28 protein-coding genes are annotated in these 25,702 nt (G+C 42.2%); 11 read left to right on the forward strand and 17 right to left on the reverse strand.

Features of this window, described 5'->3' with window-relative positions; all coding sequences use genetic code 11:
• Nucleotides 1-380: 380 nt before the first annotated feature.
• Nucleotides 381-914, forward strand: a complete 534-nt coding sequence (locus C2M33_RS03995; RefSeq protein WP_054563788.1) for a gamma carbonic anhydrase family protein — start codon at nt 381-383, stop codon at nt 912-914.
• Here C2M33_RS03995 and C2M33_RS04000 read toward each other — a convergent pair.
• Together C2M33_RS04000 and aroE are read right to left on the reverse strand one after the other, a co-directional pair.
• Nucleotides 911-1,165, reverse strand: coding sequence for a DUF1488 domain-containing protein (locus C2M33_RS04000; RefSeq protein ID WP_054563787.1), 255 nt, complete (start codon nt 1,163-1,165; stop codon nt 911-913). The genes C2M33_RS03995 and C2M33_RS04000 overlap by 4 nt on opposite strands.
• Nucleotides 1,162-1,986: a shikimate dehydrogenase gene (aroE, locus tag C2M33_RS04005; protein WP_105173809.1), complete on the reverse strand. Its 825-nt coding sequence runs from the start codon at nt 1,984-1,986 to the stop codon at nt 1,162-1,164. Before aroE ends, C2M33_RS04000 begins: the two co-directional genes overlap by 4 nt.
• Nucleotides 1,987-2,027: 41 nt before the next feature.
• Here aroE and C2M33_RS04010 point away from each other — a divergent pair, with 41 nt between their 5' ends.
• From C2M33_RS04010 to C2M33_RS04020, 3 genes are all read left to right on the forward strand, one after another.
• Nucleotides 2,028-2,459, forward strand: a complete 432-nt coding sequence (locus tag C2M33_RS04010) for a group II truncated hemoglobin (RefSeq protein ID WP_054554758.1) — start codon at nt 2,028-2,030, stop codon at nt 2,457-2,459.
• 81 nt (nt 2,460-2,540) lie between these two features.
• Nucleotides 2,541-4,136 carry a methyl-accepting chemotaxis protein gene (locus C2M33_RS04015; protein WP_063701478.1) on the forward strand — a complete coding sequence of 532 codons (1,596 nt, stop codon included), beginning with the start codon at nt 2,541-2,543 and terminating at the stop codon, nt 4,134-4,136.
• 66 nt (nt 4,137-4,202) lie between these two features.
• Nucleotides 4,203-4,655 (forward strand): hypothetical protein, encoded by a 453-nt coding sequence (locus C2M33_RS04020; RefSeq protein WP_105173810.1) that lies wholly within the window; start codon nt 4,203-4,205, stop codon nt 4,653-4,655.
• Here C2M33_RS04020 and hemF read toward each other — a convergent pair.
• The 6 genes from hemF to C2M33_RS04050 all read right to left on the reverse strand — a co-directional run bounded on the left by hemF (nt 4,652) and on the right by C2M33_RS04050 (nt 9,559).
• Complete coding sequence (gene hemF, locus C2M33_RS04025) at nt 4,652-5,602, reverse strand: oxygen-dependent coproporphyrinogen oxidase (RefSeq protein ID WP_105173811.1); 951 nt, start codon at nt 5,600-5,602, stop codon at nt 4,652-4,654. The two genes, C2M33_RS04020 and hemF, sit on opposite strands and share 4 nt — an antisense overlap.
• A 2-nt stretch (nt 5,603-5,604) precedes the next feature.
• On the reverse strand, nt 5,605-6,171 hold the full coding sequence (locus C2M33_RS04030) for an L-threonylcarbamoyladenylate synthase (RefSeq protein ID WP_062564610.1): 567 nt from the start codon (nt 6,169-6,171) through the stop codon (nt 5,605-5,607).
• Nucleotides 6,172-6,205: 34 nt separating this feature from the next.
• A complete protein-coding gene (locus C2M33_RS04035; RefSeq protein WP_105173812.1) occupies nt 6,206-6,775 on the reverse strand; it encodes a DNA topoisomerase family protein in 570 nt (189 codons plus the stop codon).
• Nucleotides 6,776-6,846: 71 nt separating this feature from the next.
• On the reverse strand, nt 6,847-7,320 hold the full coding sequence (locus C2M33_RS04040) for a DUF494 family protein (RefSeq protein WP_054563780.1): 474 nt from the start codon (nt 7,318-7,320) through the stop codon (nt 6,847-6,849).
• The gene (dprA, locus tag C2M33_RS04045) at nt 7,313-8,410 is read right to left on the reverse strand and encodes a DNA-processing protein DprA (protein WP_105173813.1); all 1,098 of its coding nucleotides are present in this window, start codon (nt 8,408-8,410) and stop codon (nt 7,313-7,315) included. Before dprA ends, C2M33_RS04040 begins: the two co-directional genes overlap by 8 nt.
• A gap of 30 nt (nt 8,411-8,440) precedes the next feature.
• Entirely contained in the window at nt 8,441-9,559 is a 1,119-nt protein-coding gene (locus tag C2M33_RS04050) for a LysM peptidoglycan-binding domain-containing protein (RefSeq protein ID WP_063701472.1), read from the reverse strand.
• Between the two features lie 118 nt (nt 9,560-9,677).
• Here C2M33_RS04050 and def point away from each other — a divergent pair, with 118 nt between their 5' ends.
• The 4 genes from def to trkA are packed head-to-tail and all read left to right on the forward strand — an operon-like array spanning nt 9,678 to nt 13,829.
• Nucleotides 9,678-10,184 (forward strand): peptide deformylase, encoded by a 507-nt coding sequence (gene def / locus C2M33_RS04055; RefSeq protein ID WP_063701470.1) that lies wholly within the window; start codon nt 9,678-9,680, stop codon nt 10,182-10,184.
• A 23-nt stretch (nt 10,185-10,207) separates the two neighbouring features.
• Nucleotides 10,208-11,161 carry a methionyl-tRNA formyltransferase gene (fmt, locus tag C2M33_RS04060; RefSeq protein WP_105173814.1) on the forward strand — a complete coding sequence of 318 codons (954 nt, stop codon included), beginning with the start codon at nt 10,208-10,210 and terminating at the stop codon, nt 11,159-11,161.
• The gene (gene rsmB / locus C2M33_RS04065; protein WP_105173815.1) at nt 11,154-12,440 is read left to right on the forward strand and encodes a 16S rRNA (cytosine(967)-C(5))-methyltransferase RsmB; all 1,287 of its coding nucleotides are present in this window, start codon (nt 11,154-11,156) and stop codon (nt 12,438-12,440) included. The genes fmt and rsmB overlap by 8 nt, the downstream gene beginning before the upstream one ends.
• Nucleotides 12,441-12,452: 12 nt before the next feature.
• Nucleotides 12,453-13,829: a Trk system potassium transporter TrkA gene (gene trkA, locus C2M33_RS04070; protein ID WP_063701464.1), complete on the forward strand. Its 1,377-nt coding sequence runs from the start codon at nt 12,453-12,455 to the stop codon at nt 13,827-13,829.
• A 70-nt stretch (nt 13,830-13,899) separates the two neighbouring features.
• On the opposite strand, the gene C2M33_RS04075 is transcribed toward trkA, so the two are convergent.
• The 9 genes from C2M33_RS04075 to C2M33_RS04115 all read right to left on the reverse strand — a co-directional run bounded on the left by C2M33_RS04075 (nt 13,900) and on the right by C2M33_RS04115 (nt 21,737).
• Entirely contained in the window at nt 13,900-14,118 is a 219-nt protein-coding gene (locus tag C2M33_RS04075) for an EF-hand domain-containing protein (protein ID WP_054554774.1), read from the reverse strand.
• 86 nt (nt 14,119-14,204) lie between these two features.
• Nucleotides 14,205-14,420 carry a calmodulin gene (locus tag C2M33_RS04080; RefSeq protein ID WP_055022185.1) on the reverse strand — a complete coding sequence of 72 codons (216 nt, stop codon included), beginning with the start codon at nt 14,418-14,420 and terminating at the stop codon, nt 14,205-14,207.
• A gap of 140 nt (nt 14,421-14,560) precedes the next feature.
• Nucleotides 14,561-14,773 (reverse strand): calmodulin, encoded by a 213-nt coding sequence (locus tag C2M33_RS04085; RefSeq protein WP_105173816.1) that lies wholly within the window; start codon nt 14,771-14,773, stop codon nt 14,561-14,563.
• Between the two features lie 67 nt (nt 14,774-14,840).
• A complete protein-coding gene (locus C2M33_RS04090) occupies nt 14,841-15,050 on the reverse strand; it encodes a calmodulin (RefSeq protein ID WP_054563772.1) in 210 nt (69 codons plus the stop codon).
• A gap of 468 nt (nt 15,051-15,518) precedes the next feature.
• Complete coding sequence (locus tag C2M33_RS04095) at nt 15,519-16,175, reverse strand: flagellar brake domain-containing protein (protein WP_105173817.1); 657 nt, start codon at nt 16,173-16,175, stop codon at nt 15,519-15,521.
• 38 nt (nt 16,176-16,213) lie between these two features.
• Nucleotides 16,214-17,665 carry a TrkH family potassium uptake protein gene (locus C2M33_RS04100; RefSeq protein WP_063701458.1) on the reverse strand — a complete coding sequence of 484 codons (1,452 nt, stop codon included), beginning with the start codon at nt 17,663-17,665 and terminating at the stop codon, nt 16,214-16,216.
• A gap of 95 nt (nt 17,666-17,760) precedes the next feature.
• Entirely contained in the window at nt 17,761-18,378 is a 618-nt protein-coding gene (locus C2M33_RS04105; RefSeq protein WP_063701456.1) for a YigZ family protein, read from the reverse strand.
• A gap of 57 nt (nt 18,379-18,435) precedes the next feature.
• On the reverse strand, nt 18,436-19,758 hold the full coding sequence (gene pepQ / locus C2M33_RS04110) for a Xaa-Pro dipeptidase (protein ID WP_105173818.1): 1,323 nt from the start codon (nt 19,756-19,758) through the stop codon (nt 18,436-18,438).
• A 92-nt stretch (nt 19,759-19,850) separates the two neighbouring features.
• Nucleotides 19,851-21,737: a transglycosylase SLT domain-containing protein gene (locus tag C2M33_RS04115; RefSeq protein WP_063701452.1), complete on the reverse strand. Its 1,887-nt coding sequence runs from the start codon at nt 21,735-21,737 to the stop codon at nt 19,851-19,853.
• A gap of 195 nt (nt 21,738-21,932) precedes the next feature.
• On the opposite strand from C2M33_RS04115, the gene fadB reads away from it, so the two are divergent.
• From fadB to tusA, 3 genes are all read left to right on the forward strand, one after another.
• Nucleotides 21,933-24,092, forward strand: a complete 2,160-nt coding sequence (gene fadB / locus C2M33_RS04120; protein WP_105173819.1) for a fatty acid oxidation complex subunit alpha FadB — start codon at nt 21,933-21,935, stop codon at nt 24,090-24,092.
• A gap of 5 nt (nt 24,093-24,097) precedes the next feature.
• Entirely contained in the window at nt 24,098-25,264 is a 1,167-nt protein-coding gene (gene fadA, locus C2M33_RS04125) for an acetyl-CoA C-acyltransferase FadA (protein ID WP_063701448.1), read from the forward strand.
• A 153-nt stretch (nt 25,265-25,417) separates the two neighbouring features.
• A complete protein-coding gene (gene tusA, locus C2M33_RS04130) occupies nt 25,418-25,657 on the forward strand; it encodes a sulfurtransferase TusA (RefSeq protein WP_054554785.1) in 240 nt (79 codons plus the stop codon).
• Nucleotides 25,658-25,702 lie beyond the last annotated feature (45 nt).

A 25,702-nucleotide genomic window follows, 5' to 3' on the forward strand; every position in this document is an offset into this window, starting at 1 on the left:
TGATTGCTTTATATTGTTAAAGAACGTTGCGACGTTGTCGCTAGGGATGCGTATAATACATCCTTAAATTTTCGAGTCAACACTTAATTTCAAACTTTCTTTCGATTATTTGAAACCGAAGTTTCACTTAACTCTCTGCTACGTTGTTCAGCGCCTTTCGTTGCTGCCCGCCGTGTCAGTGGGGTCGCATTATAGGGAGATGGATTTTTTACGCAAGCACTTTTTTCAATAAAATTTAAAAAAACGTACTGTTCGCTCAGCTTTTGAACTAAACACCCTAAAACTGGCTGTTTAGCAGTCAATTTAGCTCTGTTTTGGTGTATTTATTTGCTTCGCTGTTACACTAGACTGAGCGCATTTTTAAATTAAAAGGTGAATTTATGACTATCCGTTCTTATAAAGGGATCACTCCGACATACGATAATAGTGTTTATATTGATGAGTCATCGGTTTTAGTCGGTGATATTACGCTTGGTAAAGATTCAAGTGTATGGCCTCTTGTTGCTGCGCGAGGTGATGTTAACTATATACGTATTGGTGAACGTACAAACATTCAAGACGGCAGTGTTTTACATTTAACCCGAGCTTCTAAGTCAAACCCCGATGGTTACCCTCTTATTATTGGTGATGACGTCACTGTCGGTCATAAAGTTATGTTACACGGCTGCCAACTAGGTAATCGTATACTTGTTGGGATGGGTGCGATTGTGATGGACAACGCAATTGTTGAAGATGATGTGATCATTGGTGGTGGTTCATTAGTACCACCTAACAAGCGTTTAGAGTCTGGTTACCTTTATGTCGGTAGCCCTGTTAAACAGGCTCGCCCTTTAACAGAGCAAGAGCGCGCCTTTTTAAAAATCTCTGCTGATAATTATGTTCAGCTTAAAGATGAATACTTAGCTGAGGGCTAAAACACCTCGGTTAATTCGATTTGTCCTGCCGAGTTATACTGCTCATCTTCGATCAGTTGCTCGGCGAGTTCTTCGTAATCGAAACGATAAGATTCAAAGTAATTAACCGCACTGCTTTGATCAGCAAAATCATATTTGCTGGTATCAATAACACACTCCACCATCAAGCCACTTACTTGGGCAAAAAACACCAACTGCTTTTCTTCTGGCTTAAATTCGAGTCTGTCTATAAATTGGATAGCTTGATTCACGCAATTTCTCCTGCTTTAAGCGCGCTAACAACGGGAATGATTTCTGGCATTTTATTGCGCCATACAAAATAAGCTTGCGCTGCTTGACCAACTAGCATGCCACAACCATCAAGTGTTAAACATGTTGGGTTAATCAACTTTACCCAACTGATAAATGCGGTATCGTCATTTGCGTAAAACATATCGTAAGCGCACTGACACTTAGCAACGTGCTCTTCAGCTATACCAGGCAGGTCTCCCGTTACGCTACTTGAGGTTGAATTAATTACCACATCATAGTTGTTTGCTGGGATATCATTTAAAGCAAAGCCCTGCACATCAATTTCACCATTAAAATGACTTGCTAGCGCCTTTGCTTTTTCGGCGGTACGGTTGGCTATTGTTAAACTTTCGATTTGCTCATTCAATAATGGCTGAATGACGCCTCGCGCCGCACCACCGGCGCCAATAAGAAGTACTCGCTGCCCTTTTAAGGTGACATTATTGGCTAAAAGATCTTTAACAAGCCCTACACCATCGGTGTTATCCCCCAGTAGGCTACCATCTTCGAGTTGTTTAATCGTGTTTACTGCTCCGGCTATTTTCGCTTGCTCTGTAAGTTCATCGACCATGGCAAATGCTTGCTCTTTAAATGGCAAGGTGACATTAGCCCCTTTACCACCCGCAGCGAAAAACTCAGCGACAGTTTTTTCAAATGCATCTGTTGGTGCTAAAATGGCGCTGTATTGTATTTGCTCGTTTAATGATGCAGCAAATTGTGCGTGTATTGCGGGTGATTTCGAATGTTTTATTGGATTTCCAAAAACCGCGTATTTGTCCATAGTGAAGCAACCTCTTCGCCCTGTAGAGCTTTATTAATATTATGATTAAACGACTTTTTTCTAAATCGAAACCAACGCCTGAAACGCCTACCCCAGAAAAAACACCTTACGAAATTATTGGCGGTGAAGCAGGAGCTCGAGCAATTGCAAATCGATTTTACGACATAATGGCCACAGATGAATACGCCAAACCATTATATGATATGCATCCTCAGCCTTTAGATAGAATTCGCCAAGTATTCTTTGAGTTTTTATCTGGCTGGCTGGGCGGCCCTGACCTATTCGTTGAAAAATATGGTCACCCAATGCTAAGAAAGCGTCACATGCCTTTCCCTATTGATCAAGACCTACGTGACCAATGGATGCATTGTATGAATAAAACGCTTGATATCGAGATTGATAACCCACTCCTGCGTGAAGGGTTAAGACAATCGTTATCGCAACTCGCCAGCCATATGATCAATCAAAACTAACGAAGCTTTGCGCTATATCAATGTACGCTTTTTCTAAATAAAGATAATAAATTTTCCTTAATTTAGAAAAAGCGTCGTCAAATGAAGTCTATCCAATTTAAAATTTATGCCTTGTTGGCTCTGACAGGCGTATTGGTGCTGTTTGCCAGTATATTCAGCAGCGCCCAGCAGCAGCATGAATTAGCGCAAGATACCGTTGAAAGTAACATAAAACTGCTTGCCGATAATTATTTTGACTCTATTAATACCATGATGCTAACTGGCACCATGGCTAATCGCGAAATTCTGAGTACTAAATTAAGAAGCCATCCTAATATTGCAGATGCTCATATCATTCGTAGTCCAATCGTTAATAAAATTTATGGGCCAGGAAATGCCAACCAAGTTGCGACTAACGATGCTGAGCGAAAAGCACTAACAGGCACTGAAGCACTATTTATTGATAATCAAAATAGTACGATGACTTATCTTAAGCCTATGTTTGCTCGCAGTGACTATAAAGGAACAAACTGCTTAGGCTGCCATCAAGCACAAGAAGGCGATGTGTTAGGTGTAGTGAAAATTAGTTATTCGTTGGCTGATATTGAGCAAGAAGTATCGCAAAACACCTTAATGAACACGCTACTACTAACGGCTATTTTCATTACTGCATTTTCACTACTGGCTGTGATGTTTAGAAAAATATTCATCAAACGCTTAAAAGTCATTAGCCATACTATGCACTTGGCAACCACCAATAAAGATTTAAGCCTCACGATAGACGACAATAATAATGACGAGCTTAGCTCTCTCGCCACCAGCTTTAATCACATGATAGGCGCGTTTAAAGATAATATTGCCCAAGTCTCCCATTCTTCTAAGGTATTGATCCACTCTGCCGAAAGCATTTATGCCTCAGCGGATGCCACCGAGCAAGCGATTTTAAAGCAAAAGCAAGGGACAGATTCGGTCGCTGCCGCTATCAACGAATTAGAAAGCTCATCAAGCGAAGTTAAAAACACCACCCATTTTGCGTCTGAGAAATCTGAGCATAGTAATCAACTTGCGCAGCAAAGCTTACATGTTGCTGAGCACACTGAGCAAAGTATTAATCAACTTGCGGCAGATGTTAGAGCAGCAGCTGAGCAAGTAAGTCAACTACAAACGCAAACGTTAGACGTTGGCAAAGTACTCGAGGTGATCAGTAGCATTGCCGAGCAAACTAACTTACTTGCACTTAATGCTGCGATTGAGGCAGCTCGTGCTGGTGAAGCTGGCCGAGGTTTTGCTGTGGTAGCCGATGAAGTACGTACTTTAGCAACACGCACCCATGACTCAACCGACGAAATTCGCCGCACTATCGATAAACTACAAGCTGAAGCTGCACAAACCGTTAATACGATGAATAACTCTTGTGAAGAAGCAGACGAAAGAGCAGTTCAAGTTAAGCAAGTTGCTAAAGCTCTGCGTGATATTTCTTCACAAATGAGCGAAATAAACCAACTTAACGTGCAAATCGCTGATGCCACCGAACAGCAAAACCTCGCGGCTGAAGAAATTAATCAAAGCGTTATAGCAATTAGTGACAATGCCGAGCACTCATTGGTTGATGCCCATGAAAACCAAAAAGTCAGTGAAGAGCTGTTGTCGTTAGCTCGTTCACTGGATGAGCAAGTAAGACGCTTCAAATTAAGCTAAATTGCGCACTTTTCGTGCAACTGCTAGAGTTGTTATATACATTTCATAGTAAATAAGGATGTTTAAATGAAATTTATAACAACTCTTTTAGTCTGCATTGGAATTATTGCGGCGTTACTATTTACCTATCAGCACAGCGTGAATGATACTGCTGATCAACTAAGCACGATTGATCAATATATTTATCAGGATGATATTCAACAGATTGCTCAATCTCTTATCAGTCAAGATAAAACCTCACAGAGCGATAAACATGAACAAAGCATTGTTGATGGTTTTGATAAGCTTATTCAGCACCCTGAATATTTTGAGGTGAAACTTGATTTCTATGCCTGTGATATTAGTCAATGCTTAACTCAGGTTAGTGCCCCCATTGATACACCATCTGATAAGTTAGAGATATTAAAAGCAGAAGTGCTATTTAGTGTCTTGGCAGAGCTGCCTAACAGTGACAGTGTCGCCACCCTCGTAGAGGGTGACAACACAATGTTTGTTCGAGTGGTTTCAATACTCGATTAAAGCTGCCACTGGCGTGCAACTAAATCTGATTCTTTGCTGTTTAACCAATCTTGTGGGCGTAAATAGTACTGATACAGCTTAGCTTCTGGGCTATCTGCAGCAGGTACATAGTTATACTCCCAACGTGCTAATGGTGGCATCGACATTAAAATTGACTCTGTACGCCCACCGGTTTGTAAGCCAAATAATGTGCCGCGGTCCCAAACAAGATTAAACTCAACATAACGACCACGACGATACAGTTGGAAATCGCGTTGCTGTTCGGTTGTCGGCGTGTCTTTACGGCGCTCAATAATAGGAAGGTAAGCATCTAAATAGCCATTTCCTACCGCCTGCATAAAGGCAAAGCTTTGTTCAAAGCCGAGCTCATTTAAATCATCAAAGAATAAGCCACCAACACCACGTGTTTCGCTGCGGTGTTTTAAATAAAAGTATTCATCACACCAGTTTTTATATTTGTCGTATACCGCTACACCGAATGGCTGACACAGATCGCTTGCCACTTGATGCCAATGTTGTACATCTTCAAATACAGGGTAGTAAGGTGTTAAATCAAAACCACCGCCAAACCACCAAATTGGCTCTTCACCTTCTTTTTCGGCAATGAAGAAACGCACATTGGCGTGACTCGTTGGAATATGTGGATTATTCGGATGGATCACTAATGACACACCACATGCATGAAAACTACGACCTGCGAGCTCAGGGCGATGCGCTGTTGCAGATGCTGGCATTGACGCGCCAAATACATGCGAGTAGTTTACCCCACCCTGTTCGATGACATTACCACCTTGGATAACACGAGTACGACCACCGCCGCCTTCTGCACGTTGCCAATTATCTTCAACAAATTTTGCTTTGCCATCGGCACTTTCAAGGCCCTGACAAATTGTATCTTGTAAGGCCATTAAATAGGTTTTAACTTGTTCGAGTAGCTCGCTTTGCATGTTTATCCTCTAAATACTTTGCCGGTCGCAGCGTCTTTGATCACACTTGGTTGGCTGTTGCCGCCCAGCGGCTCATCAACATAAAAATCTACCGTATCAGCAAATTCGCTTTTTGCTTGAGCGATAGTCATTACCGTTTCTTGACCGGTTAAGTTTGCACTTGTTGAAACCAACGGTTTACCAAATTGCTGACACAGGGCTTTTACTGTTGGGTGATCAGTTACACGCACAGCAATAGTATCAAACTGACCCGTTAACCACTTTGGCGTTTCTTTTGCTGCTGGCATCACCCAAGTGATAGCACCTGGCCATTGTGAAAAGATATCAGCACGTTTATCCATCGGGATTTTGGCATCATCTACATACTTTAATAACTGGCCATAATTGTCAGCAATTAAAATTAAGCCTTTTTCTACAGGGCGTTGCTTGATGGCTAAAAGCTTTTCAACCGCAGCTTGGTTATCAGGATCGCAACCAAGACCAAAAACAGCTTCGGTTGGGTAAACAATCACACCGCCTTGCTGCAAAGCGTCAATTGCATTGGCTGGTTGTGCAACAGGATCAGACAAAGAAACTCTCCTAAATAAACAAATTACAAGTGCATTAAGATTCGACTAACTTATGCATACACGACTTCTGCGGGCATTGTAACACAACACCTGAGGCAGTTTTCTTTTCGGTCATAATTGGGCACTGACAGGCAGGACACTCGGTCGCCACAGGTTTATGATTAAGCGTATATTTACAGCGTGGATAGCCATCACAAGAATAAAAGGTTTTGCCAAACTTATTACTACGCGCAACCAGCTGGCCTTTTTTGCATTTCGGGCAAGCAGGTAATTGGGGGGCATCGTCAGGTTCTTCATCATGTGCAATATAGTGGCACTCGGGATAGCCAGTACACCCAATAAACATGCCGTAGCGGCCATTTTTAATTACCAATGGCTTGCCACACTCTGGGCAGGCACTGTCTTCGAGCACCTTTATTTGTTGGCTATCATGATGAGCTAATGGGCGGATGTAATCACACTTAGGGTAACTGGCACAGCCTAAAAACGGCCCTGACTTTGAGTTGCGCATAACCAATTCAGAACCGCATTTAGGGCAAACCTCATACTCTTTTTCGAGTGCATGTTTATCTGCAGAAAAAAGAGAATGGTCGATTTTACTCATAAGATTCCTGTGGGGTTGGCTAATTTTCGCCTAATATACCCAAACTCAACAAAGATACAAGCAAAGTCGAATTAATGTAATACATCGGCTGGCTCGTCAAATATTAAGTCTTCCATTTGTGCATAAGCTTGCTCTGACCCTGGTACATTAAATAACACCATAAGCACCACCCACTTTAGATCTTCCAAAGAAATAAATGGTTTATCAAGAGCGCAAAGTCTATCTATCACCATTTCGCGGGTTACAGTGTTAATCACACCAATTTGCTCGATAAACATTAAAAAGCCGCGACACTCAACACTTAACATTTGGCATTCACTATCAGTGTAAATACGCATGGCATGTTGTGGCTGGGCATTAAGGTACGGGTAGATATCGCTTTGTTGTAAGTCAGCAAGTTGCTCTAGCCAATCAAGGGCTTTGTAGATTTCAGGTTTATTGAAGCCAGCACGAACTAACTCATCGGTAAGTTCGTTCTCTTCAGTAAAGATTTCAGCTTCACTATGGATATAGTTTTCAAAAAGATACATGAGGATGTCAAACATGTTTATGTCCTCCAAGTCTTATATAACCATCTAGTACTCGTTCGATTTTATCTGCGAGCTCTAGGTCGAGTAACCGAGCTTGTACTTCGTCTACAGGTAATTGGCTGCGCTGTGTAATTTGGTCAACACTTGTTACCTCATACCCTATACTTTTGAACACTGGGCAGTCGGGTTCATCTGCTATAGGCTGTTCTATACTATATAGACTGTTTTCACAGAAAAAGCTCACTTCATCAAGAATATCACTAATATTTTCTGTCAATTTAGCGCCTTGCTTAATTAAAAAATGACTTGCCTCTGAAAGTGGGCTTTTTATCGAACCCGGCACAGCAAACACGTCTTTATTTTGCTCAAGTGCATAGCGTACGGTAACCAAAGAGCCACTTTTAATTTGCGCTTCGACAATCAACACACCTAATGATAATCCAGAGATAATACGATTTCGGCGAGGAAAATTAGCAGCATTAGCAGCGGTGCCAGGCAAGAACTCAGAAACCAATAAACCCCGCTCTGCCACTTGTTTAATGAGCAAACTATGGCGTTTGGGATAAGCAATATCGATACCCGTACCTAGTACGGCAATGGTCTTGCCTGATCCAGCTAATGCGCCTTTATGGGCAGCACCATCAATACCCATAGCCATACCCGATGTCACTGTCATACCTACAACAGATAATTGATGAGCAAATTCAGCGGCTATTTCAAGACCTGTAGGAGTGGCATTACGACTACCGACAATTGCTATTTGTGGTGACAGTAATAGCTCTGTGTTACCTAAACAAAACAATAAAATAGGTGCGCTGGCTATTTGTTTGAGTAAAGGCGGATAGCTGCTATCAAAATAGCTTATGACTTTGATTTTAAGTCTTGCTATCTGCTCTTGGTAGTGGGCGACTAATTGCCAGTCGGTATTAACTAAGTTATCAGCTTGGCTTTGTGATAAGCCCAGCTGCTGAAGCTCTAAACTGGATAACGAAAATAGCTTATCCAATGGCTGTTTTTGACTTAATGCAATAAGACTTTTGATCCCAAGCCCTTTACATAAATAAAAGGCAAGCCAATGGGATAGCTTGCCTGAAACCTGTGTCATGCTCCCTCCTTAGAGCGCCCAAATTGTGAGTTAGTTTATAACTGCATAATCTCCAACTCGGATCGGGTGCTGATTCTTCACAATCAATGCATAGCTAACGTTGTCATATACCTTAAACACCATTAACTCACCGACTTTTTCCTTTGGCATGTGCCATACATTACTGTCTTCATCGCTTTCAATTCCTAACACATCATTTGCATCAGTCATAAACTTCTCAAGACTGTTAGAATCTTCGCGATAACGAGGACCATTGCGGCCGTCATACACTTCAGGTGATTGACGCTGAATATCGAGTACAAAACCCGGTTTCACTTGGTCTGAACCTAAGTTTAGTACAACAATATCCATGGTACTAAATTCACGCATTTCATTAGCTGACGCGATAATAGTGCCATCTAAAGCCGTTTCAGGACGTTTCATAGTGAAATAGGCTGGCAACATTTGCCCTTCCATCGCAGGCATTAAAAAGTCATGCGGCTTAATTTCTTGTTTTACCAGCTCAACTTTCACTGAGGCAGGCACGCCATTTGCCACATCACCGCTTCTAAATGAACGAACAATCGCTACTAATTCAGCTTTATTCGCCAGTACTTCATTGGTATTTGGATCGACAAGGTCGTTTCCTTTACGGTATACGCCATAAGCCTCGTTAAGTGTTAAATCACCTTTAACGTAAAGCGTATGACCCATAGTATTCATTTTGGTATTAACACTGGCACCGAGAATATACGGTTTTTCTGCAATAATATCGGCGCTAATCGCTTGTTCATAACTCAAATATGGACGTAACAATTCCAATGGCAACGTCGGCACAGCCTGCTTACCTTTTGGTGTAATTCGCCCTTCAGGAGAGAGTTTTTTATAACGCGCATTTTTAACTAAACGAGGATTTCCGTCTTTATCGTAAATTAAAGTGAGCGCATCACCCGGGTATATTAAATGCGGATTCGCAATTTGTGGGTTCATCTGCCACAAATCAGGCCATTGCCAAGGTTCGTCAAGATATACGCCCGAGATATCCCAAAGCGTGTCGCCTTTTTTGACAACGTATTGTTTTGGTGCATCTTTTTTTATTGTTAAAACATCAGCAGCTACCGGAAAAGCACTGCTAATGGCTAACAAAGCCGCAACTAGTGGGTATCTCATTTGGCTTCCTTGAGTTGTTTTTAGATTATTATCGACCAAAACCTGTTAAAGGTGAACACGAATGGCTAAAATAAGAGCATACAATACCCTAAATGAATCACAAGTGTAAAAGGTAACTATGGCTAGGTTAGAAGTTTTAAGATTTCCGGATGAGCGTTTACGTACAATCGCGAAAGAAGTACCAGAAGTAAACGATGACGTTCGTCAAATCGTCAAAGACATGCTTGAAACCATGTATGACGAAAACGGTATCGGCTTAGCAGCGACGCAAGTAGATATCCACCAGCGAATTGTGGTGATCGACGTATCTGAAGAGCGCGACCAACCGTTAGTATTAATCAACCCAGAAATCACCAAAAAAGATGGCTCAACGGTGAGTGAAGAAGGCTGTTTATCTGTTCCTTACTCATACGCAAAAGTTGACCGCGCAGAAACTGTCACGGTTAAAGCGCTTAATGAAAATGGTGAAGAATTCAGCCTAGACGCTGACGAGCTATTAGCAATTTGTATTCAGCATGAGCTTGATCACCTTAAAGGCACCCTATTTATTGATTATCTATCGCCTTTAAAGCGCCAACGTATCCGTAAAAAGCTTGAGAAAGAAGCAAAGCTGGCTGCTAAATAATTAGTTAATCAATAGGAATATCTGTGACACAACCATTACGCATTATTTTTGCTGGTACGCCGGACTTCGCTGCGCGCCATTTACAAGCACTGATTGACTCAGAGCACGACGTTGTTGGTGTATATAGCCAACCAGACCGCCCAGCGGGCCGCGGTAAAAAGCTAAAAGCCAGTGAAGTTAAAGAACTTGCACTTGCTCATGACTTACCAGTTTATCAACCGCAATCACTAAAATCAGATGACGCACTTGCAGAGCTTACCAGATTGAACGCCGATATTATGATTGTGGTGGCGTACGGCTTACTGTTACCAAAAGCAATTTTAGATGCACCGCGCTTAGGCTGCTTAAACGTGCATGGCTCAATTTTACCGCGCTGGCGTGGTGCTGCACCGATCCAACGTGCTATTTGGGCTGGTGACAATGAGACCGGTGTAACAATAATGCAAATGGATGAAGGTTTAGATACCGGCGATATGCTGCATATCAGCCGTTGCGCGATTGATAGCACAGAAACCAGTAGCTCTTTATACGATAAGCTAGCTGCATTGGGTCCTGATGCACTGATCAATACTATCAATCGTCTTGCTGCAGGTGAAATCACCCCAGAAAAGCAAGATGATGCACTGGCAAATTACGCTAAAAAGCTATCAAAAGACGAAGCAAACATTGATTGGTCAATGGATGCTGCGCAAATTGAGCGTAATATCCGCGCTTTTAATCCATGGCCTGTTTGCTTTACTGAAATGGCAGGACAAACGGTAAAAATTTGGCAAGCAGAGGTTGTATCGCAAACTGCACAAGCCGGTAAAATCATTGCTGCTGATAAGCAAGGTATTACCGTTGGCTGTGGGCAAGATGCACTTAAAATCACCCTTCTTCAACCACAAGGTAAAAAACCAATGGCAGTGAGTGACTTTTTAAATGGTCGCAGTGATTGGGTTGAACCTGGCTCAGTATTAGGTCAAAGCAATGAGTAATGTAAGAGCACTTGCTGCTGAAACCCTTTACAACGTGGTCGATAAAGGCGCGTCGTTGAATCAAGAGCTGCCTTTTGCAAGCCAAGGATTATCGCCGAAAGATAAAGCCTTACTACAACAAATTTGCTACGGTGTGCTGCGCTATTTACCTAGCCTAGAAAATTATTGCCAGCAACTTTTAGATCAACCACTAAAAGGCAAACGCCGTATTTTCCAGTTTTTATTGTATGTGGGTATTTACCAACTTCAGCATATGCGTGTACCGCCTCATGCAGCAATCAGCGAAACAGTTAATGCGCTTCAGCAAATGCGTGCACTGGGTTTAAAAGGCCTGATCAACGCGATTTTACGCAGTTTCCAACGTGAACAAGCTGAGCTTGAAGAAAAAGCAAAGCAAATTCCTGTTTGCAAATTTAACCACCCAGGTTGGTTTATCAAACAAGTTACTGCAGCTTATCCTGATAACTGGCAAGAAATTCTTGAAGCGAATCAGCTACAAGCACCTATGTGGTTACGTGTAAACCAAGCGCAATACAGCACCCAAGAATACAGCGAAATGCTTAAAGCAAATGATATTGAGCATACCCTTAATGCTGATTTTCCTGATGGTATTAAACTAGCTAAACCGTGTGATGTGTACGCATTACCAGAATTTGATACCGGTGCCTGCTCTGTTCAAGATGCCGCGGCACAATTAGCAGCACGCTTTTTAGATCCACAAAATGATGATGTCATTTTAGATGCGTGTGCAGCGCCAGGTGGTAAAACGTGCCATATCCTAGAGCTTGCCGATGCCGACGTATTAGCACTTGATAGCGACAGCGAGCGCCTAGAGCGTGTTAAACAAAACTTAGTTCGTATTGGTTTAGCTGCCGATTTACAATGTGCCGATGCTTCACAACCTCACATCTGGTGGGATGAGCAGCAATTCGACCGTATCTTGCTTGATGTGCCTTGTTCAGCTACTGGCGTGATCCGTCGTCACCCTGACATTAAATGGTTACGTCGTGCATCTGATATTGAAGATCTGGCTAATTTACAAGGCGATATCCTAAATAGCATCTGGCCTCTACTTAAGCCAGGTGGTACGTTAGTTTATGCGACCTGCTCTGTATTACCGCAAGAGAACCAGCAACAAGTTGCCAAGTTTCTTGCCAATAATCCAAGTGCTGAACACATACCTTTGCATGAAAACGACACCCCTACGTTACCTGGTCTGCAATTACTACCTGGTGAAAGTGACGGTTTCTATTATGCAAAGCTAGTTAAAAAACACTAATAAGAACAAGCTATGAAAATAATCATACTCGGTGCCGGACAAGTTGGTGGCACACTGGCAGAAAACCTCGTAGGTGAGCAAAATGAGATCACCGTTGTCGATATCGACGGTAACCGTTTGCGAGAGCTACAAGATAAGTACGACTTACAAGGTGTTACTGGCCACAGTGCGCATCCCGATGTATTGCGTCGCGCAGGCGCAGAAGACGCCGATATGATTATTGCCGTAACCAGTTCAGATGAAGTGAACATGGTTGCTTGCCAAGTAGCTTATAGTATTTTTAACACGCCAACTAAAATTGCCCGTATTCGCTCAGAACAATACTTAAAGTACCGTGAAAAGTTATTTCATAACGATGACTTACCTGTTGACCACTACATAGCTCCAGAAGCGCTGGTAACTAAGTATATTCGTCGCTTAATCGACTATCCGGGTGCTTTACAGGTATTACAATTTGCCGATGGCATGTTATCGCTGGTTGCGGTGAAAGCCTATTACGGTGGTTTGCTGGTGGGTTATGCACTTTCAGCCTTGAAAGAGCACATCCCGAATGTCGAAACCCGGGTAGCGGCTATTTATCGTCAAGGTAAAGCGATTAAACCGCTTGGTACAACCGTTATCGAAGCGGACGATGAAGTGTTCTTTATCGCTGCAACAAAGCATATTCGAGCAGTCATGAATGAGCTGCAAAAGCTCGAACGTTCATACAAAAAGATCATGATTGCGGGTGGTGGTAATATCGGTGCAGGCCTTGCGCGTTCACTTGAGAAAAACCACAGCGTTAAGCTGCTTGAGCGCAATAAAGAGCGCGCAGCACAGCTCTCTGAAATGCTTGATAACACGGTTGTGTTTTGTGGCGATGCTTCTGATCAAGAGCTGTTATCTGAAGAACATATTGAACAAGTGGATGTATTCATCGCAGTGACTAACGACGATGAAGCAAACATTATGTCTGCGATGCTGGCAAAGCGTATGGGCGCACAAAAAACCATGGTGCTTATTCAGCGTGGCGCTTATGTTGACCTAGTACAAGGCGGTGAAATTGATATTGCTATTTCACCTCAGCAAGCCACTATCTCGGCGCTGCTAACACACGTACGTCGTGGTGACATTGTTAACGTTTATTCATTACGTAAGGGCGCAGCAGAAGCCATTGAGGCTGTCGCTCACGGTGATGAGCATACTTCTAAAGTTGTTGGCCGAGCTATTGCTGATATTAAGCTACCAGCTGGAACAACCATTGGTGCAATTGTGCGTAACGATGATGTACTGATTGCCCATGACGATACCATTATTCAGTCGGGTGACCATGTCATCATGTTCTTGATTGATAAAAAGCATATTACGGTTGTAGAAAAACTATTCCAAGTAAGTGCTATCTTCTTGTAAACGAAAAAAGCAGCCATGACAGCTGCTTTACGACTCTTGAAGTGAAAGTACCTAACTTTTCTAAAAGATTCTATTGAATTTGAGCGAATTCTTCTTTTGAAAGTTCGCCATTACCATCGCTATCTAGCTCTGGAAATAACTTTTCAAGCTGCATATTTGCAGACGCTTCTTCTTTACTGATCACACCATCACCGTCAGTATCGAACGTTGCAAAGCTTACGCCTTGTGCAAAGGCTGCTGATGACGTTGCTAGTGCTAAAATTGCGATTGTTGTGCTTAACTGTTTCATAATAACTACCTTAAATTTGAAAAGAGTGAAATCCGTTTCTGAGATCCCTGTTTAGTGGAAATTGGTATAACTACGTATTAATTCAGTTATTCGGCTTCAGAGAACTCAGCTTCTGTAAGAACGCCGTCGCCATTCACGTCTAATGTTTTAAACTGCGACATAATTTTTGCGTCAACGGCTGCTTCACTTTTGCTAACCACGCCGTTACCGTCTACGTCTAAGGTGTCAAAATCAGTTGCTGCAAAAGCTGCTGAAGAAGATGCTAGTGCGATTAAAGCTAATGTTTTGTTTACTGTTTTCATAATCATATTCCTTCAATTTTAAGAGTGTTAGCTGATCACACTTCCAGTGTTGTCCTTTGTCATGGATTCCCTTATCCATTTAGGCTGTCTTTGGCAGCTCAGAACTAATCAGCTAAATAAACTGGTTTTGCTTAATCACATTAAGCTTTTGAAAATTCTTGTTTCGATAACTCACCGTTACCGTCAGTGTCTAATTCAGTGAATTTGCTCATTAGCTCTGCATCTACCGATGCTTCGCTTTGGCTGATAACACCATTGCCATCAACATCTAGAGTATCGAAATCACTCATCGCAAACGCTGCAGATGAAGATACAAGTGCCATAAGTGCTAGTGTTTTATTTACTGTGTTCATAATGTCATTCCTTCAAAGTGTGTTGTCTTGAGTTAGAAGTCCTTTTCAGTGTGTCCTTACAATGAAATTAAGCTTTTGAGTACTCTTGTTTAGACAGCTCACCGTTGCCGTCTGTATCAAGCTCTTTGAATTGGCTCATTAACGTTTCGCTTACTGATGCTTCGCTTTTGCTGATTGCGCCATCACCATTAACATCCAATGTGTCAAAGTCAGCGGCAAACGCTGCAGATGAAGTTGCAAGAGCTACAAGTGCTAAAGTTTTGTGTAACGTTTTCATAATCACTATTCCTTCAATGTTGTCTCAACTGTGATAAAGGATATGTTCCTGAATCAGTTTTTCTCTGTGTTCGCTAAGACTATTTCAACTTCGATGCCAAAGTTAAAAATAACAACAAAATCATATAGTTGAGTTGAAGAATCGATATTTTCAGGAAAATAGCCCGATTTATTTGTTGCTGTTTTGCAACAAGCTCAATGGTTGGTTTTACGCTTCTTTTAAAATCAATGACTTATGAAGTATAAAATGGAGACAATAGTGATTTATTTGGATTAAAAAACAGAGAAATTAGGAATTTGAAAATAAACTCTATCTGAACAACAAAACTTAAAGAAAAAAATCGAAATTAATTTAATAAATAAAACATTGATTTAATTGGTTATTTTGATTTGTTTATAAATTAATTTTGATATCTATAGGTTTAAATCGAGGAAAATAGCCATTTTGTTGCAAAATGGCGAATTGGCATTAGCTATCCAATACTGAAAGGTCAATTAGGTGCTCTTTCATAAACGCTTTCATTTCATCTTCACTGGTATCAAGCTGCACACCGAGCATAAAACCACCCGCTCTTTTGCGTACGCTGCATACTGTGCCATTAAACTCTCGTTTGCTCAGTGTGATTTGGCCACTTTGCCCTTTCAAAGCGCTTAAATCCTCATTGCTATTAATATCAAACTGAACCCCTGTGAGTGAAATATCTTTAATTAGCCCAGCCAGTTTTTGCTCTGCAATCACTAAATTTGCCGGGAATAACGTAGGAATACGCGCTTCACTACGCAAACTAAACAGCTGTACTTGCTGAGGAAAGTCGAGAAAAATTAAGCGATGCGGATGCGATGCCAAGGCGTTTATTTGCTGACGAAAAGCAATCACTTGCCCACCGCCCGCTTCAAGTACAGCCCGTATAACAACCATCACCCCATCTTTGATGAAATCACTGCCATTCGCTAAACGCTTTGCGGATGGATAATTGATTATGATGTACTGATCATTCATCAATCCTATGAATTCTGTTTTTACGCGTTTGCTGTCGGTTGGTGTGGTAATTTCAACATCCACCAAGCTACCTGCAGGGATACAGGTGAGCTTTTCAAGATTACGTTGTTTTTGAGTTTTTGGCACAGTAATGCCTCCACTTCTAGATAATCACCTTACTATGGTTAGCCTCGCCAGAAGGTTGGCGTAAACAACACTAATAAGGTGAATATTTCTAAACGACCAAATACCATCGCAATAGTAAGTAGCCATTTTGCCGTATCAGAAATCGCCCCGTAATGCGCTGCGACTTCACCTAAACCTGGACCTAAATTATTTAAACATGCTGCCGTTGCCGAGAACGCACTGATGTTATCCATGCCGGTGCCCATCAGCGCCAACATGATAATGACAAACACCAAAGCATACGCCGAGAAGAAGCCCCAAACGGCTTCAACAACTTTATCTGGGAGTGCTTTTCGGCCTAATTTAATTGAGTAAATAGCCCTCGGGTGCACAAGACGATTAAGCTCACGAATACCTTGCAAGTAAAGTAAGAACACCCGTACAACCTTCATACCACCACCGGTAGAGCCGGCACAGCCGCCAATAAAGCTTGAAAAAATAAGTAAAATAGGTAGGAACAGTGGCCATGCTGAGAAATTGTCAGTAGCAAAGCCCGCAGTGGTACTCATTGATACCGCTTGGAACATAGCTTGGTCGAGAGTCTCATCACCATCGGCATAAATATTATTTGAAGACAGTACAGTAAAACAAACAATGACCAATGCTAATTGAATCAATAAAAACACTTTAAATTCAGGGTCGCGTAAATAAACACGAAGACTGCGCGACGATACCGCAGCATAGTGAAGCGAAAAGTTAATAGCAGCAATTAATAAGAACACGACACAGATAAAGTTAATTAATGGGCTATCAAACTGCCCCATTGATGCGTCGTAAGTAGAAAAGCCACCAATCGCAATTGTTGAGAATGAATGACAGATTGCATCAAACCAATCCATTCCTGCAGCCCAGTACGCAAGCGTACAAGCTATCGTCAGTGATACATAGATATACCAAAGGTGCTTTGCGGTATCGGCAATACGCGGCGTCATTTTCGAGTCTTTAACCGGACCAGGCGTTTCTGCACGGTATAGCTGCATACCACCGACACCTAGCATGGGCAGTACCGCGACCGCGAGTACGATGATCCCCATACCGCCTAACCATTGCAATTGCTGGCGATAAAAAAGCACTGATTTAGGTAGATATTCTATCCCCGTAAGTACGGTAGCCCCTGTCGTTGTAAGCCCTGAAAAGGCCTCAAATACGGAGTCAGCTAAGGAAAGATTAGGCTCTTGTAAGAACACTAAAGGCACCGCAGCGAAGGTGCCTAGTACCAGCCAGAACAAGACCACAATCAAGAAGCCTTCTCGGGCTTTAAGGTCACCATGCTCATGACGGTTTGGATAATAAGCCGCTAAACCAATCACAACACTAAAGATAAAAGCGAGAACGAATGGCACACCACCACCGTCTTTGTAGATCAAAGACACCAGCGCCGGAGGCACCATAGTGATACTAAATAACGCCACCAGCTGGCCGAGAATTTTTATTATGGTACGAAATTGCATCTAGGCGTATCGCTTTCTTATTAATTGTTTAGCTAATACAGTTTATTGTCTTACAGGCTTAATTGTAAGTAAACGGAATGTATTATTTTTACATTTCAAACTTTTCTGACTTTTAGGCTCACTGCACCGTGAGTCAATTCATGAACATCATGAATAGCTTGCTCGGCTTGTCGACTATCGATCTCAATTTTCCAGGCAATATTCTCTGCAAACTGTTTATCGATATTAAGCACTTGATACTGGCTTTTTAATAATTGTTCAATTGCACCCTGTGCGCTGTAATCACTTTGACCTACCAGTTCAACACTCGGTACCTTGGTAATGGTTTTAAGCTCACGCATGGCATTATTTAAACTACCGCCGTAAGCCCGCACAAGCCCACCAGTGCCGAGTTTAATACCGCCAAAATAACGAGTTACCACCGCTGTTATTTCACCAATACCAGAGCCTGTTAATACATTAAGCATGGGTTTACCTGCTGTGCCATTGGGTTCACCATCATCAGAAAAACCATACACATGACTACCACCAGGGTTTCCTGCAACATGAGCCCAGCAATTATGACGAGCATCACTGTATTTCTCTTGGATTTCTTTGATAAAGGCTTTCGCCGAGGTTAGATCTGGCGTGTGGGCAATATGCACAATAAACGTGCTTTTTTTAATTTCTTCTTGGTAAAAAACCGGTTCAGCCGGGTATTGGTATTCAGACATAATTGCTTATCTAAAAAAATGGGGCCTATTGGCCCCGATATTCACTAACCTTCACCATTAATCTAAGTGTAGATCACGGGTCATGTTTTCTAGGCTATCTTCATGAACGATGATGTTATCTTCAATACGGATACCGCCAAATGGCTTAAGCGCTTCAACCTTTTCCCAGTTAATGAACTGTTTGTTGTCTGTTTGCGCAAGGTCGCCTAATAACGAGTCGATGAAGTATAAACCAGGTTCAATAGTAAATACTTGGTTCTTTTCGATTAAACGCGTACAGCGAAGGAACGGATGGCCTTCAGGTGGCGCCTGATGAGTACCTTTATCATCAGCCATAAAACCACCCATATCATGAACTTGTAAACCTAAGTGATGGCCAAGACCATGCGGGAAGAAGGTTGAACTAATACCACGTTCAACAATTTCAGCGGCTGGTAATTTCACAATATTAAAGTCGCTAAGCACTTGCGCTACACGTTGGTGGCAATCTAAATGTAATTCACCATATAACAAGCCAGGCTTTAATGCTTTTCCTAAAGCAATTTGATGCTCAGTCATGACCTTAATTAGATCGCTAAATTCGCCCGACTTTTTGAAGTCATAAGTACGTGTAATATCAGCAGCATAGCCGTTAAAGTTTGCACCAGCATCAATCAAGAAAGAGCGATGTGTTTGCGGCACTTTTGGCTCAAAATGAGTGTAGTGTAAAATTGCACAGTTTTCATTGAGCGCAACGATATTGCCGTAAGGCATCTCGTTTTCGCTTTGACGGGTAGCCATAAGATAAGCTTGTTGAATATCAAACTCTGAGCCACCAGCAAAAAATGTGTCACGTGCTGCTTTATGGCCCTCTACCGCAATACGGTTTGCTTGGCGTAAACATTCAAGCTCATACTGTGTTTTATAAGCACGGTGAAAATGCAAGTAGTTCATAACAGGTTCTGGGTTCATAATGCTAAAGCCCAGCGCTTGCGCTACTTCTAAATACTCACCAATGTAGGCGTAATTTGCTTTGTCATAAGGAAGTAATTTTTCGACCTGATCTGGCTGTACTAATAATTCAATATCAAAATACTCAGCCCAAAAATCACGCGGCTCATCAGGCACTTTATGCCAAAAATCCACTGGACGATAAAAAATAAGCTTAGGTTTAGATACACCATCAACCACAATCCAACAATGAGGGTTGTCGATCACTGGTAACCACGCTTTAAATTGCGGATTCACTTTAAACGGATAATACATGTCATCTAAAAACTGACGCTTAGCCTGACCTGAGTGAATTACTAACCCTTCTAAACCTTCGCGCTCTGTAATTGTGCGAGTACGTTGTTGCAAGGTTGCAATATGTTCGGCGTATAACACCGCTAATTTATCCATAGTAAACCCATCTTTAGTAAATTTAACTTGTTAGCAGTCTATCATAGTCCTGTACCATCCCCCAACTGAGGGGATAGTACATGCAGTGAAGCTTAACCACCCATCGACATATCAAGAATTGGCGCTAGAACATTGCCGTCGCGACCGAGTCGAGTATGGTATACCTGTCTGTAAGCAAACACGTTTTTAACGTAGTTACGTGTTTCTGTGAAAGGAATTAATTCGATCCACAGCTCGGCAGGCATTGGCTGTTCAGGTAACCAGCGTTTAATACGATGATAACCTGCATTATATGAGGCTGTAGCCAGGATCTCATTGCCATGATTTTTCTTTTTCAAATACTGTAGATACTCGGTACCAAGTCGAATATTAGTACGTGGCTGATACAGCTGCTTACGTGTTACCGTACTCTTATTCATATATTTGGCTGTGCTTGGTAGTAGCTGCATTAAACCATGCGCATTAGCATGAGAGCGAGCATCAGGTGCAAAAGAACTTTCTCTACGCGAAATAGCGATGCTCCATGCAACATCAATATGGCTGCGACTACTATACGTGGCAAACACATCTTTAAACGCAAATGGGAAGCGTAAGTCGACATAATCCCACTCTTTTATCTGCGCTAAGGTGTAGATAGTGCTGTCGTACCAATCGAGATCAGCCGCTAAAATTGAGGCTGCGAGCTTTTCCTCTTTAGTTGAGGTGTCTGTTAGGTAATTCCATTCACGGCGCGCTGAGGTAAAACGCTCAAGTTCATATAAAGCACGAGCACGTTTAAAGCCTGGAGCATTGGCTACTTCTAACTTTAATTGATTGCTAATGCTGATATCTTTATTGTTTAAACTAACCGGAATACCTAATCGTGCTGAAGCTAAAAAGCCATAATAATCACGCTCTTTTGCCACTGTTTGCCAAATAGCACGCGCGCGCTCTACTTCACCGCGCTGGTTTAAGCTATACGCTAACCAATATTGCTGACCAAGGCTGAGATTTTCTTTACCAGTAAAAAACGCCACAATGCCTGACCAATCTTGTCTTTCAAGCATATTTGCTAACTGCCACTGCATTAGCTTGCTCGTTTGACGGTCTTTAGGCACTTTATTCAGCCAAAAACGCGCTTGTTGATGACCATTAGATGCAAGCGACAACGCAAAACTATAATAAACATCTGCTTTTTGCTCGTCTGTGTAATTAAACATGGTTTCGAGCTTTTCCCATGCACGTAATGCAAGGTCATTATCTCGCCACACTAAACGCTTCACACCGTAAAGGGCAATTTGCCCCTCTTTAGCCGACTTTTTCTTATAACGATAAAGCCCGGCTGCTGCACTTGGGTCTTTGCGAACTGTTAAATATAAGTCAGCTAAATATTGCTCGCTTTGAGGCAATAACGTTTTTAAATAAGGAATTAAGCTTGATGTGCCGCCCTCTGCCGCTAAGCTAATACGTTGCCAAATACGATCTTGCGTTTGGTAACCCTTCTTCTTCCAGAGTGAAAACAACTTATCACACTCTTTAGGTTGTGATTTTCCTACCACCCACAAATCACTAACTTGGTTCATGATGGCTTTTTCAGGTGCCCCTAAGTCTAATTGAAAACTTAAATAAGGACAGGTCAATTCGTTGTTGCTCGTTTCGCGATAGTTACGAATATAAGCCGCTTTCTTGTTGTACTTTTTCAAGTATTCAAGCCAGGCTTTACGCACCGGCCACTCAAGCGGTGTATTTTGATAAATATTGAGAAAGTTTTCGATCTCTGTTTGGTGATTTAAGCTTGGATTACGTTGCCAAAACGCCTTTTCGACATAAGGCTTTAACGGGTGATCGAGCCCGTTAATTGCATTTTTCATGTCTTGATAATCACCGTAACGCGCCTTTTTTTCTGCTTTTAAAAAAGCGTCATGTTTATCGTTGGCTTCAGCTGCAAAAAAAGGAAAAATTAATGCGGCAGCTGTCCAACCAAAGAGTTGTTTTTTCATGATGACCTTTAACAAAAATTAAAGAATTAATAACAAAAAACTTCTCCTACACCTTAGCACCAAACCAGCTATATTTTAACCAATCGCGATAAAGCGCAGTAAATTTTTCGTTGCATTTTCATTTTAAAGCAAGCACACTGATTGAAATGCAAACTCATCGTACCAGTCTTAGTTAATTAACTAGGGAGAATAATAATGTTATATAAAAGCGATTCATTTGAAGTTGCTTTCATCAAGGACAACATCGCCGAGTTTAAGTTCTGTGCCGACGGTTCAGTAAACAAACTTTCGCAGCAAACCTTGCAAGATTGCGCTTTAGCATTAAAAGAATTGGCAACAAACTCAGATATCAAAGGCATGGTGTTCACCAGCGATAAAGATCATTTCATTATCGGCGCCGACATTTTCGAATTTTTACCTACATTCACTAAACCTCAAGAAGAACTTGTTGCATGGATCAAAAATGCAACTGACGTTTTTGACGCTATTGAAGATTTACCTTTCCCAACGTTAAGTGCTGTAAACGGCATGGCGCTTGGTGGTGGATGTGAGTGGGCACTTGCTACCGATTATCGCGTTGGTAGTACTGATGCTAAAATTGGCCTACCTGAAGTTAAATTAGGCATTATGCCTGGTTTTGGTGGCACTGTTCGCCTTCCGCGCCTGATTGGCGCTGATAATGCGATGACGTGGATCACCACTGGCAAAGAAAACCGTGCTGCGGATGCACTTAAAGTTGGTGCGCTTGACGCGGTAGTTAGTGCTGACAAACTTTTAGAGTCAAGCATATCAACACTTGAACAAGCAATTGCTGGCAAGCTAGATTGGCAAGCAAAACGACAAGTAAAATTACAGCCACTGAAAATGAACCGTGTTGAGCAAGGCATGAGCTTTGCGATGGCGGAAGGTATGGTAATGGGTCAGACAAAAGGTCATTACCCAGCACCCGTTATGGCAGTAAGAACAATTAAAGCAGCTGCAAATTGTGAACGCGCTGAAGCAATGGCGATTGAAAACGCTAACTTTGCTAAATTAGCAGCAACAAGCGAAGCAGCAGCACAAACAGGTATTTTCTTAGCTGACCAATACATTAAAGGTAAAGCGAAGAAGCAAGCTAAGCACAGTGAACTTGAAATTAAACAAGCCGCTGTATTAGGTGCAGGTATTATGGGCGGCGGTATTGCTTATCAGTCTGCTTATAAAGGCACACCTATTATCATGAAAGACATCAACCAAGATGCACTTGATTTAGGTATGGGCGAAGCTTCTAAGCTACTTGGTAAAAAAGTACAACGTGGCCATATGGCGATGGAAAAGATGGTTGCTACATTAGGCAAGATCAAACCGACGCTTAACGATGCAGACTTACAAAGTGCTGATATTGTTGTTGAAGCCGTGGTTGAAAACCCTAAAGTGAAGCAAGCCGTTCTTGCAGGTCTTGAAAAAGACTTACCAGCGGGCACTATCCTAACTTCAAATACCTCAACAATTCGTATTGACGAGTTAGCATCTGCACTTGAAAAACCAGAAAACTTCTGTGGTATGCACTTTTTTAATCCAGTGCCAAAAATGCCATTAGTAGAAATCATTCGCGGTGAAAAAACATCAGAAGCAACAATTAATGCGGTTGTTGATTACGCTTTAAAACTTGGTAAATCACCAATCGTTGTAAACGACTGCCCTGGTTTCTTTGTAAACCGCGTATTATTCCCTTACTTTGCAGGCTTCAGCAAACTTGTTGTTGAAGGTGCTGACTTCGCGAAAGTTGATAAAGTAATGGAAAATGTATTTGGTTGGCCTATGGGCCCTGCCTACCTTCTTGATGTTGTAGGTATCGATACGGCTTACCACTGTACTGGCGTAATGGCCGATGGTTTCCCTGAGCGTATGGCTCGTCAAGATAAAGACCCTGTTACTGTATTTGCAAACGAAAAACGTTTTGGTCAGAAAAATGGTTCTGGTTTCTACCAATATGCACCAGACCGCCGTGGTCGCCTTAAAAAGGCACAAGATGCTACAGCAACTGAGTTACTAAGTGCCATCACTGATGCGCCTAAAGATTTTGATAAACAAGAAATCATTGACCGTTGTATGATCCCTATGATCAACGAAGTACTACTTTGTTTACAAGAAGGTATCGTGGCGTCTCCACAAGAAGCTGACATGGCGCTAATTTACGGCATTGGTTTCCCTCCATTTAGAGGCGGTGCATTCCGTTACTTAGATCAAACTGGTTTAGCGAACTTTGTTGCAACAGCAGACAAGTACGCTCACTTAGGTGCGATTTACCAAGTATCTGATGAAACTCGCAAGTGGGCCGAAGAAGGCCGTGTATTCTATAAGGTGGAAGGATAAGAAACATGAATAATCCAGTAATCGTAGATTGTATCCGCACACCAATGGGTCGTTCTAAGAACGGCGTATTCAAAAACAAGCGTGCGGAAGATTTAAGTGCTCACTTAATGAAAGGTTTGTTAGACCGTAACCCAGCCGTTGATCCAGCATCAATTGATGATATTTACTGGGGCTGTGTACAACAGACTTTAGAGCAAGGTTTTAACATTGCTCGTAACGCAGCACTACTCGCCGGTATTCCGCATTCAGTGCCAGCAGTAACGGTTAACCGTTTATGTGGCTCATCAATGCAGGCATTACACGATGCAGCACGCGCTATTATGACTGGCGCTGGTGATACCTATATCATTGGTGGTGTTGAGCACATGGGTCACGTACCTATGACTCACGGTAATGATTTTCACCCTGGTTTATCAACGTCTGTAGCACAAGCTGCCGGCGTAATGGGTTTAACTGCAGAGTACCTTGCAACGCTGCACGGCATTAGCCGCCAGCAACAAGACGAGTTTGCTTACCGTTCACATCAACGTGCACACGCGGCAACTGTTGAAGGTCGTTTCCGTCGTGAAATCCTGCCAATGGAAGGTCATGATGCAGATGGTTCTTTAATCTTAGTTGAAGACGATGAAGTAATCCGTCCAGAAACAACTGTAGAAGGTTTATCGCAACTACGCCCTGTATTCAATCCAGCATCAGGTAGCGTAACGGCAGGTACTTCTTCTGCACTTTCTGACGGCGCGTCAGCAATGCTTGTAATGAGCGAAGAAAAAGCAAAAGAACTTGGTTTACCAATTCGTGCGCGTATTAAATCAATGGCTGTTGCAGGTTGCGATCCATCAATCATGGGTTACGGCCCTGTTCCTGCATCGCAAAAAGCACTTCAACAAGCAGGTATCACTATTGACGATATCGATGTTGCAGAGCTTAACGAAGCATTCGCAGCACAATCTCTACCAGTATTAAAAGACCTAGGTCTGATGGACGTGGTAGATGAGAAAGTTAACCTAAATGGTGGTGCAATTGCACTTGGTCACCCACTTGGTTGTTCTGGTTCACGTATTAGCACAACGCTTGTTCACCTAATGGAAGACAAGAACGCTAAATACGGTCTAGCAACTATGTGTATTGGTTTAGGCCAAGGTATTGCAACTGTATTTGAGCGAGTAGAATAACGAGCTCACGCCAAACATCTTGGTGATAAAAAGGCGCACTGAATTGCTCAGTGCGCCTTTTTTATTTGCTTTGCTTTCACTTATTGAAACTGGCGGCAATAGAAAGTTAAAATAGCCGCTTATTAATTGTCTCTTTCATCCAAAAGGTCAGCCATGAGTTTTGATAATCCCGATCACCAATTAGATGCACTTGGCCTACGTTGTCCAGAACCTGTGATGATGGTGCGTGGTGCAGTACGTAAAATGAAAGATGGCGAAACCTTACTTATCATCGCCGATGACCCATCAACCACCCGTGATATCCCAAGCTTTTGTACCTTTATGGATCACACACTTGTGGCTAAAGATGTAGAACAAGCACCGTATCGATACTTGGTGAAGAAAGGGTTGTAACAACGAGTTTCGAGTTAATCAATTAAAATTAAAAGTGAGCATTTT

It is taken from the genome of Pseudoalteromonas sp. T1lg122 (genome assembly GCF_002964825.1).
GTDB classification, from domain to species: domain Bacteria; phylum Pseudomonadota; class Gammaproteobacteria; order Enterobacterales; family Alteromonadaceae; genus Pseudoalteromonas; species Pseudoalteromonas gelatinilytica.

What these genes read in the sequence shown, in the direction of transcription:
- hemF (WP_105173811.1), bottom strand. Translation starts at nt 5,602, where the DNA reads ATGCAAAGCGAGCTACTCGAACAAGTTAAAACCTATTTAATGGCCTTA.
- C2M33_RS04075 (WP_054554774.1), bottom strand. Translation starts at nt 14,118, where the DNA reads ATGAAACAGTTAAGCACAACAATCGCAATTTTAGCACTAGCAACGTCA.
- C2M33_RS03995 (WP_054563788.1), top strand. Translation starts at nt 381, where the DNA reads ATGACTATCCGTTCTTATAAAGGGATCACTCCGACATACGATAATAGT.
- C2M33_RS04020 (WP_105173810.1), top strand. Translation starts at nt 4,203, where the DNA reads ATGAAATTTATAACAACTCTTTTAGTCTGCATTGGAATTATTGCGGCG.
- trkA (WP_063701464.1), top strand. Translation starts at nt 12,453, where the DNA reads ATGAAAATAATCATACTCGGTGCCGGACAAGTTGGTGGCACACTGGCA.
- C2M33_RS04115 (WP_063701452.1), bottom strand. Translation starts at nt 21,737, where the DNA reads ATGAAAAAACAACTCTTTGGTTGGACAGCTGCCGCATTAATTTTTCCT.
- tusA (WP_054554785.1), top strand. Translation starts at nt 25,418, where the DNA reads ATGAGTTTTGATAATCCCGATCACCAATTAGATGCACTTGGCCTACGT.
- C2M33_RS04090 (WP_054563772.1), bottom strand. Translation starts at nt 15,050, where the DNA reads ATGAAAACGTTACACAAAACTTTAGCACTTGTAGCTCTTGCAACTTCA.
- C2M33_RS04050 (WP_063701472.1), bottom strand. Translation starts at nt 9,559, where the DNA reads ATGAGATACCCACTAGTTGCGGCTTTGTTAGCCATTAGCAGTGCTTTT.
- C2M33_RS04040 (WP_054563780.1), bottom strand. Translation starts at nt 7,320, where the DNA reads ATGTTTGACATCCTCATGTATCTTTTTGAAAACTATATCCATAGTGAA.
- dprA (WP_105173813.1), bottom strand. Translation starts at nt 8,410, where the DNA reads ATGACACAGGTTTCAGGCAAGCTATCCCATTGGCTTGCCTTTTATTTA.
- C2M33_RS04100 (WP_063701458.1), bottom strand. Translation starts at nt 17,665, where the DNA reads ATGCAATTTCGTACCATAATAAAAATTCTCGGCCAGCTGGTGGCGTTA.
- C2M33_RS04085 (WP_105173816.1), bottom strand. Translation starts at nt 14,773, where the DNA reads ATGAACACAGTAAATAAAACACTAGCACTTATGGCACTTGTATCTTCA.
- C2M33_RS04035 (WP_105173812.1), bottom strand. Translation starts at nt 6,775, where the DNA reads ATGAGTAAAATCGACCATTCTCTTTTTTCTGCAGATAAACATGCACTC.
- rsmB (WP_105173815.1), top strand. Translation starts at nt 11,154, where the DNA reads ATGAGTAATGTAAGAGCACTTGCTGCTGAAACCCTTTACAACGTGGTC.
- pepQ (WP_105173818.1), bottom strand. Translation starts at nt 19,758, where the DNA reads ATGGATAAATTAGCGGTGTTATACGCCGAACATATTGCAACCTTGCAA.
- C2M33_RS04105 (WP_063701456.1), bottom strand. Translation starts at nt 18,378, where the DNA reads ATGTCTGAATACCAATACCCGGCTGAACCGGTTTTTTACCAAGAAGAA.
- fadA (WP_063701448.1), top strand. Translation starts at nt 24,098, where the DNA reads ATGAATAATCCAGTAATCGTAGATTGTATCCGCACACCAATGGGTCGT.
- C2M33_RS04015 (WP_063701478.1), top strand. Translation starts at nt 2,541, where the DNA reads ATGAAGTCTATCCAATTTAAAATTTATGCCTTGTTGGCTCTGACAGGC.
- C2M33_RS04010 (WP_054554758.1), top strand. Translation starts at nt 2,028, where the DNA reads ATGATTAAACGACTTTTTTCTAAATCGAAACCAACGCCTGAAACGCCT.
- fadB (WP_105173819.1), top strand. Translation starts at nt 21,933, where the DNA reads ATGTTATATAAAAGCGATTCATTTGAAGTTGCTTTCATCAAGGACAAC.
- aroE (WP_105173809.1), bottom strand. Translation starts at nt 1,986, where the DNA reads ATGGACAAATACGCGGTTTTTGGAAATCCAATAAAACATTCGAAATCA.
- C2M33_RS04080 (WP_055022185.1), bottom strand. Translation starts at nt 14,420, where the DNA reads ATGAAAACAGTAAACAAAACATTAGCTTTAATCGCACTAGCATCTTCT.
- def (WP_063701470.1), top strand. Translation starts at nt 9,678, where the DNA reads ATGGCTAGGTTAGAAGTTTTAAGATTTCCGGATGAGCGTTTACGTACA.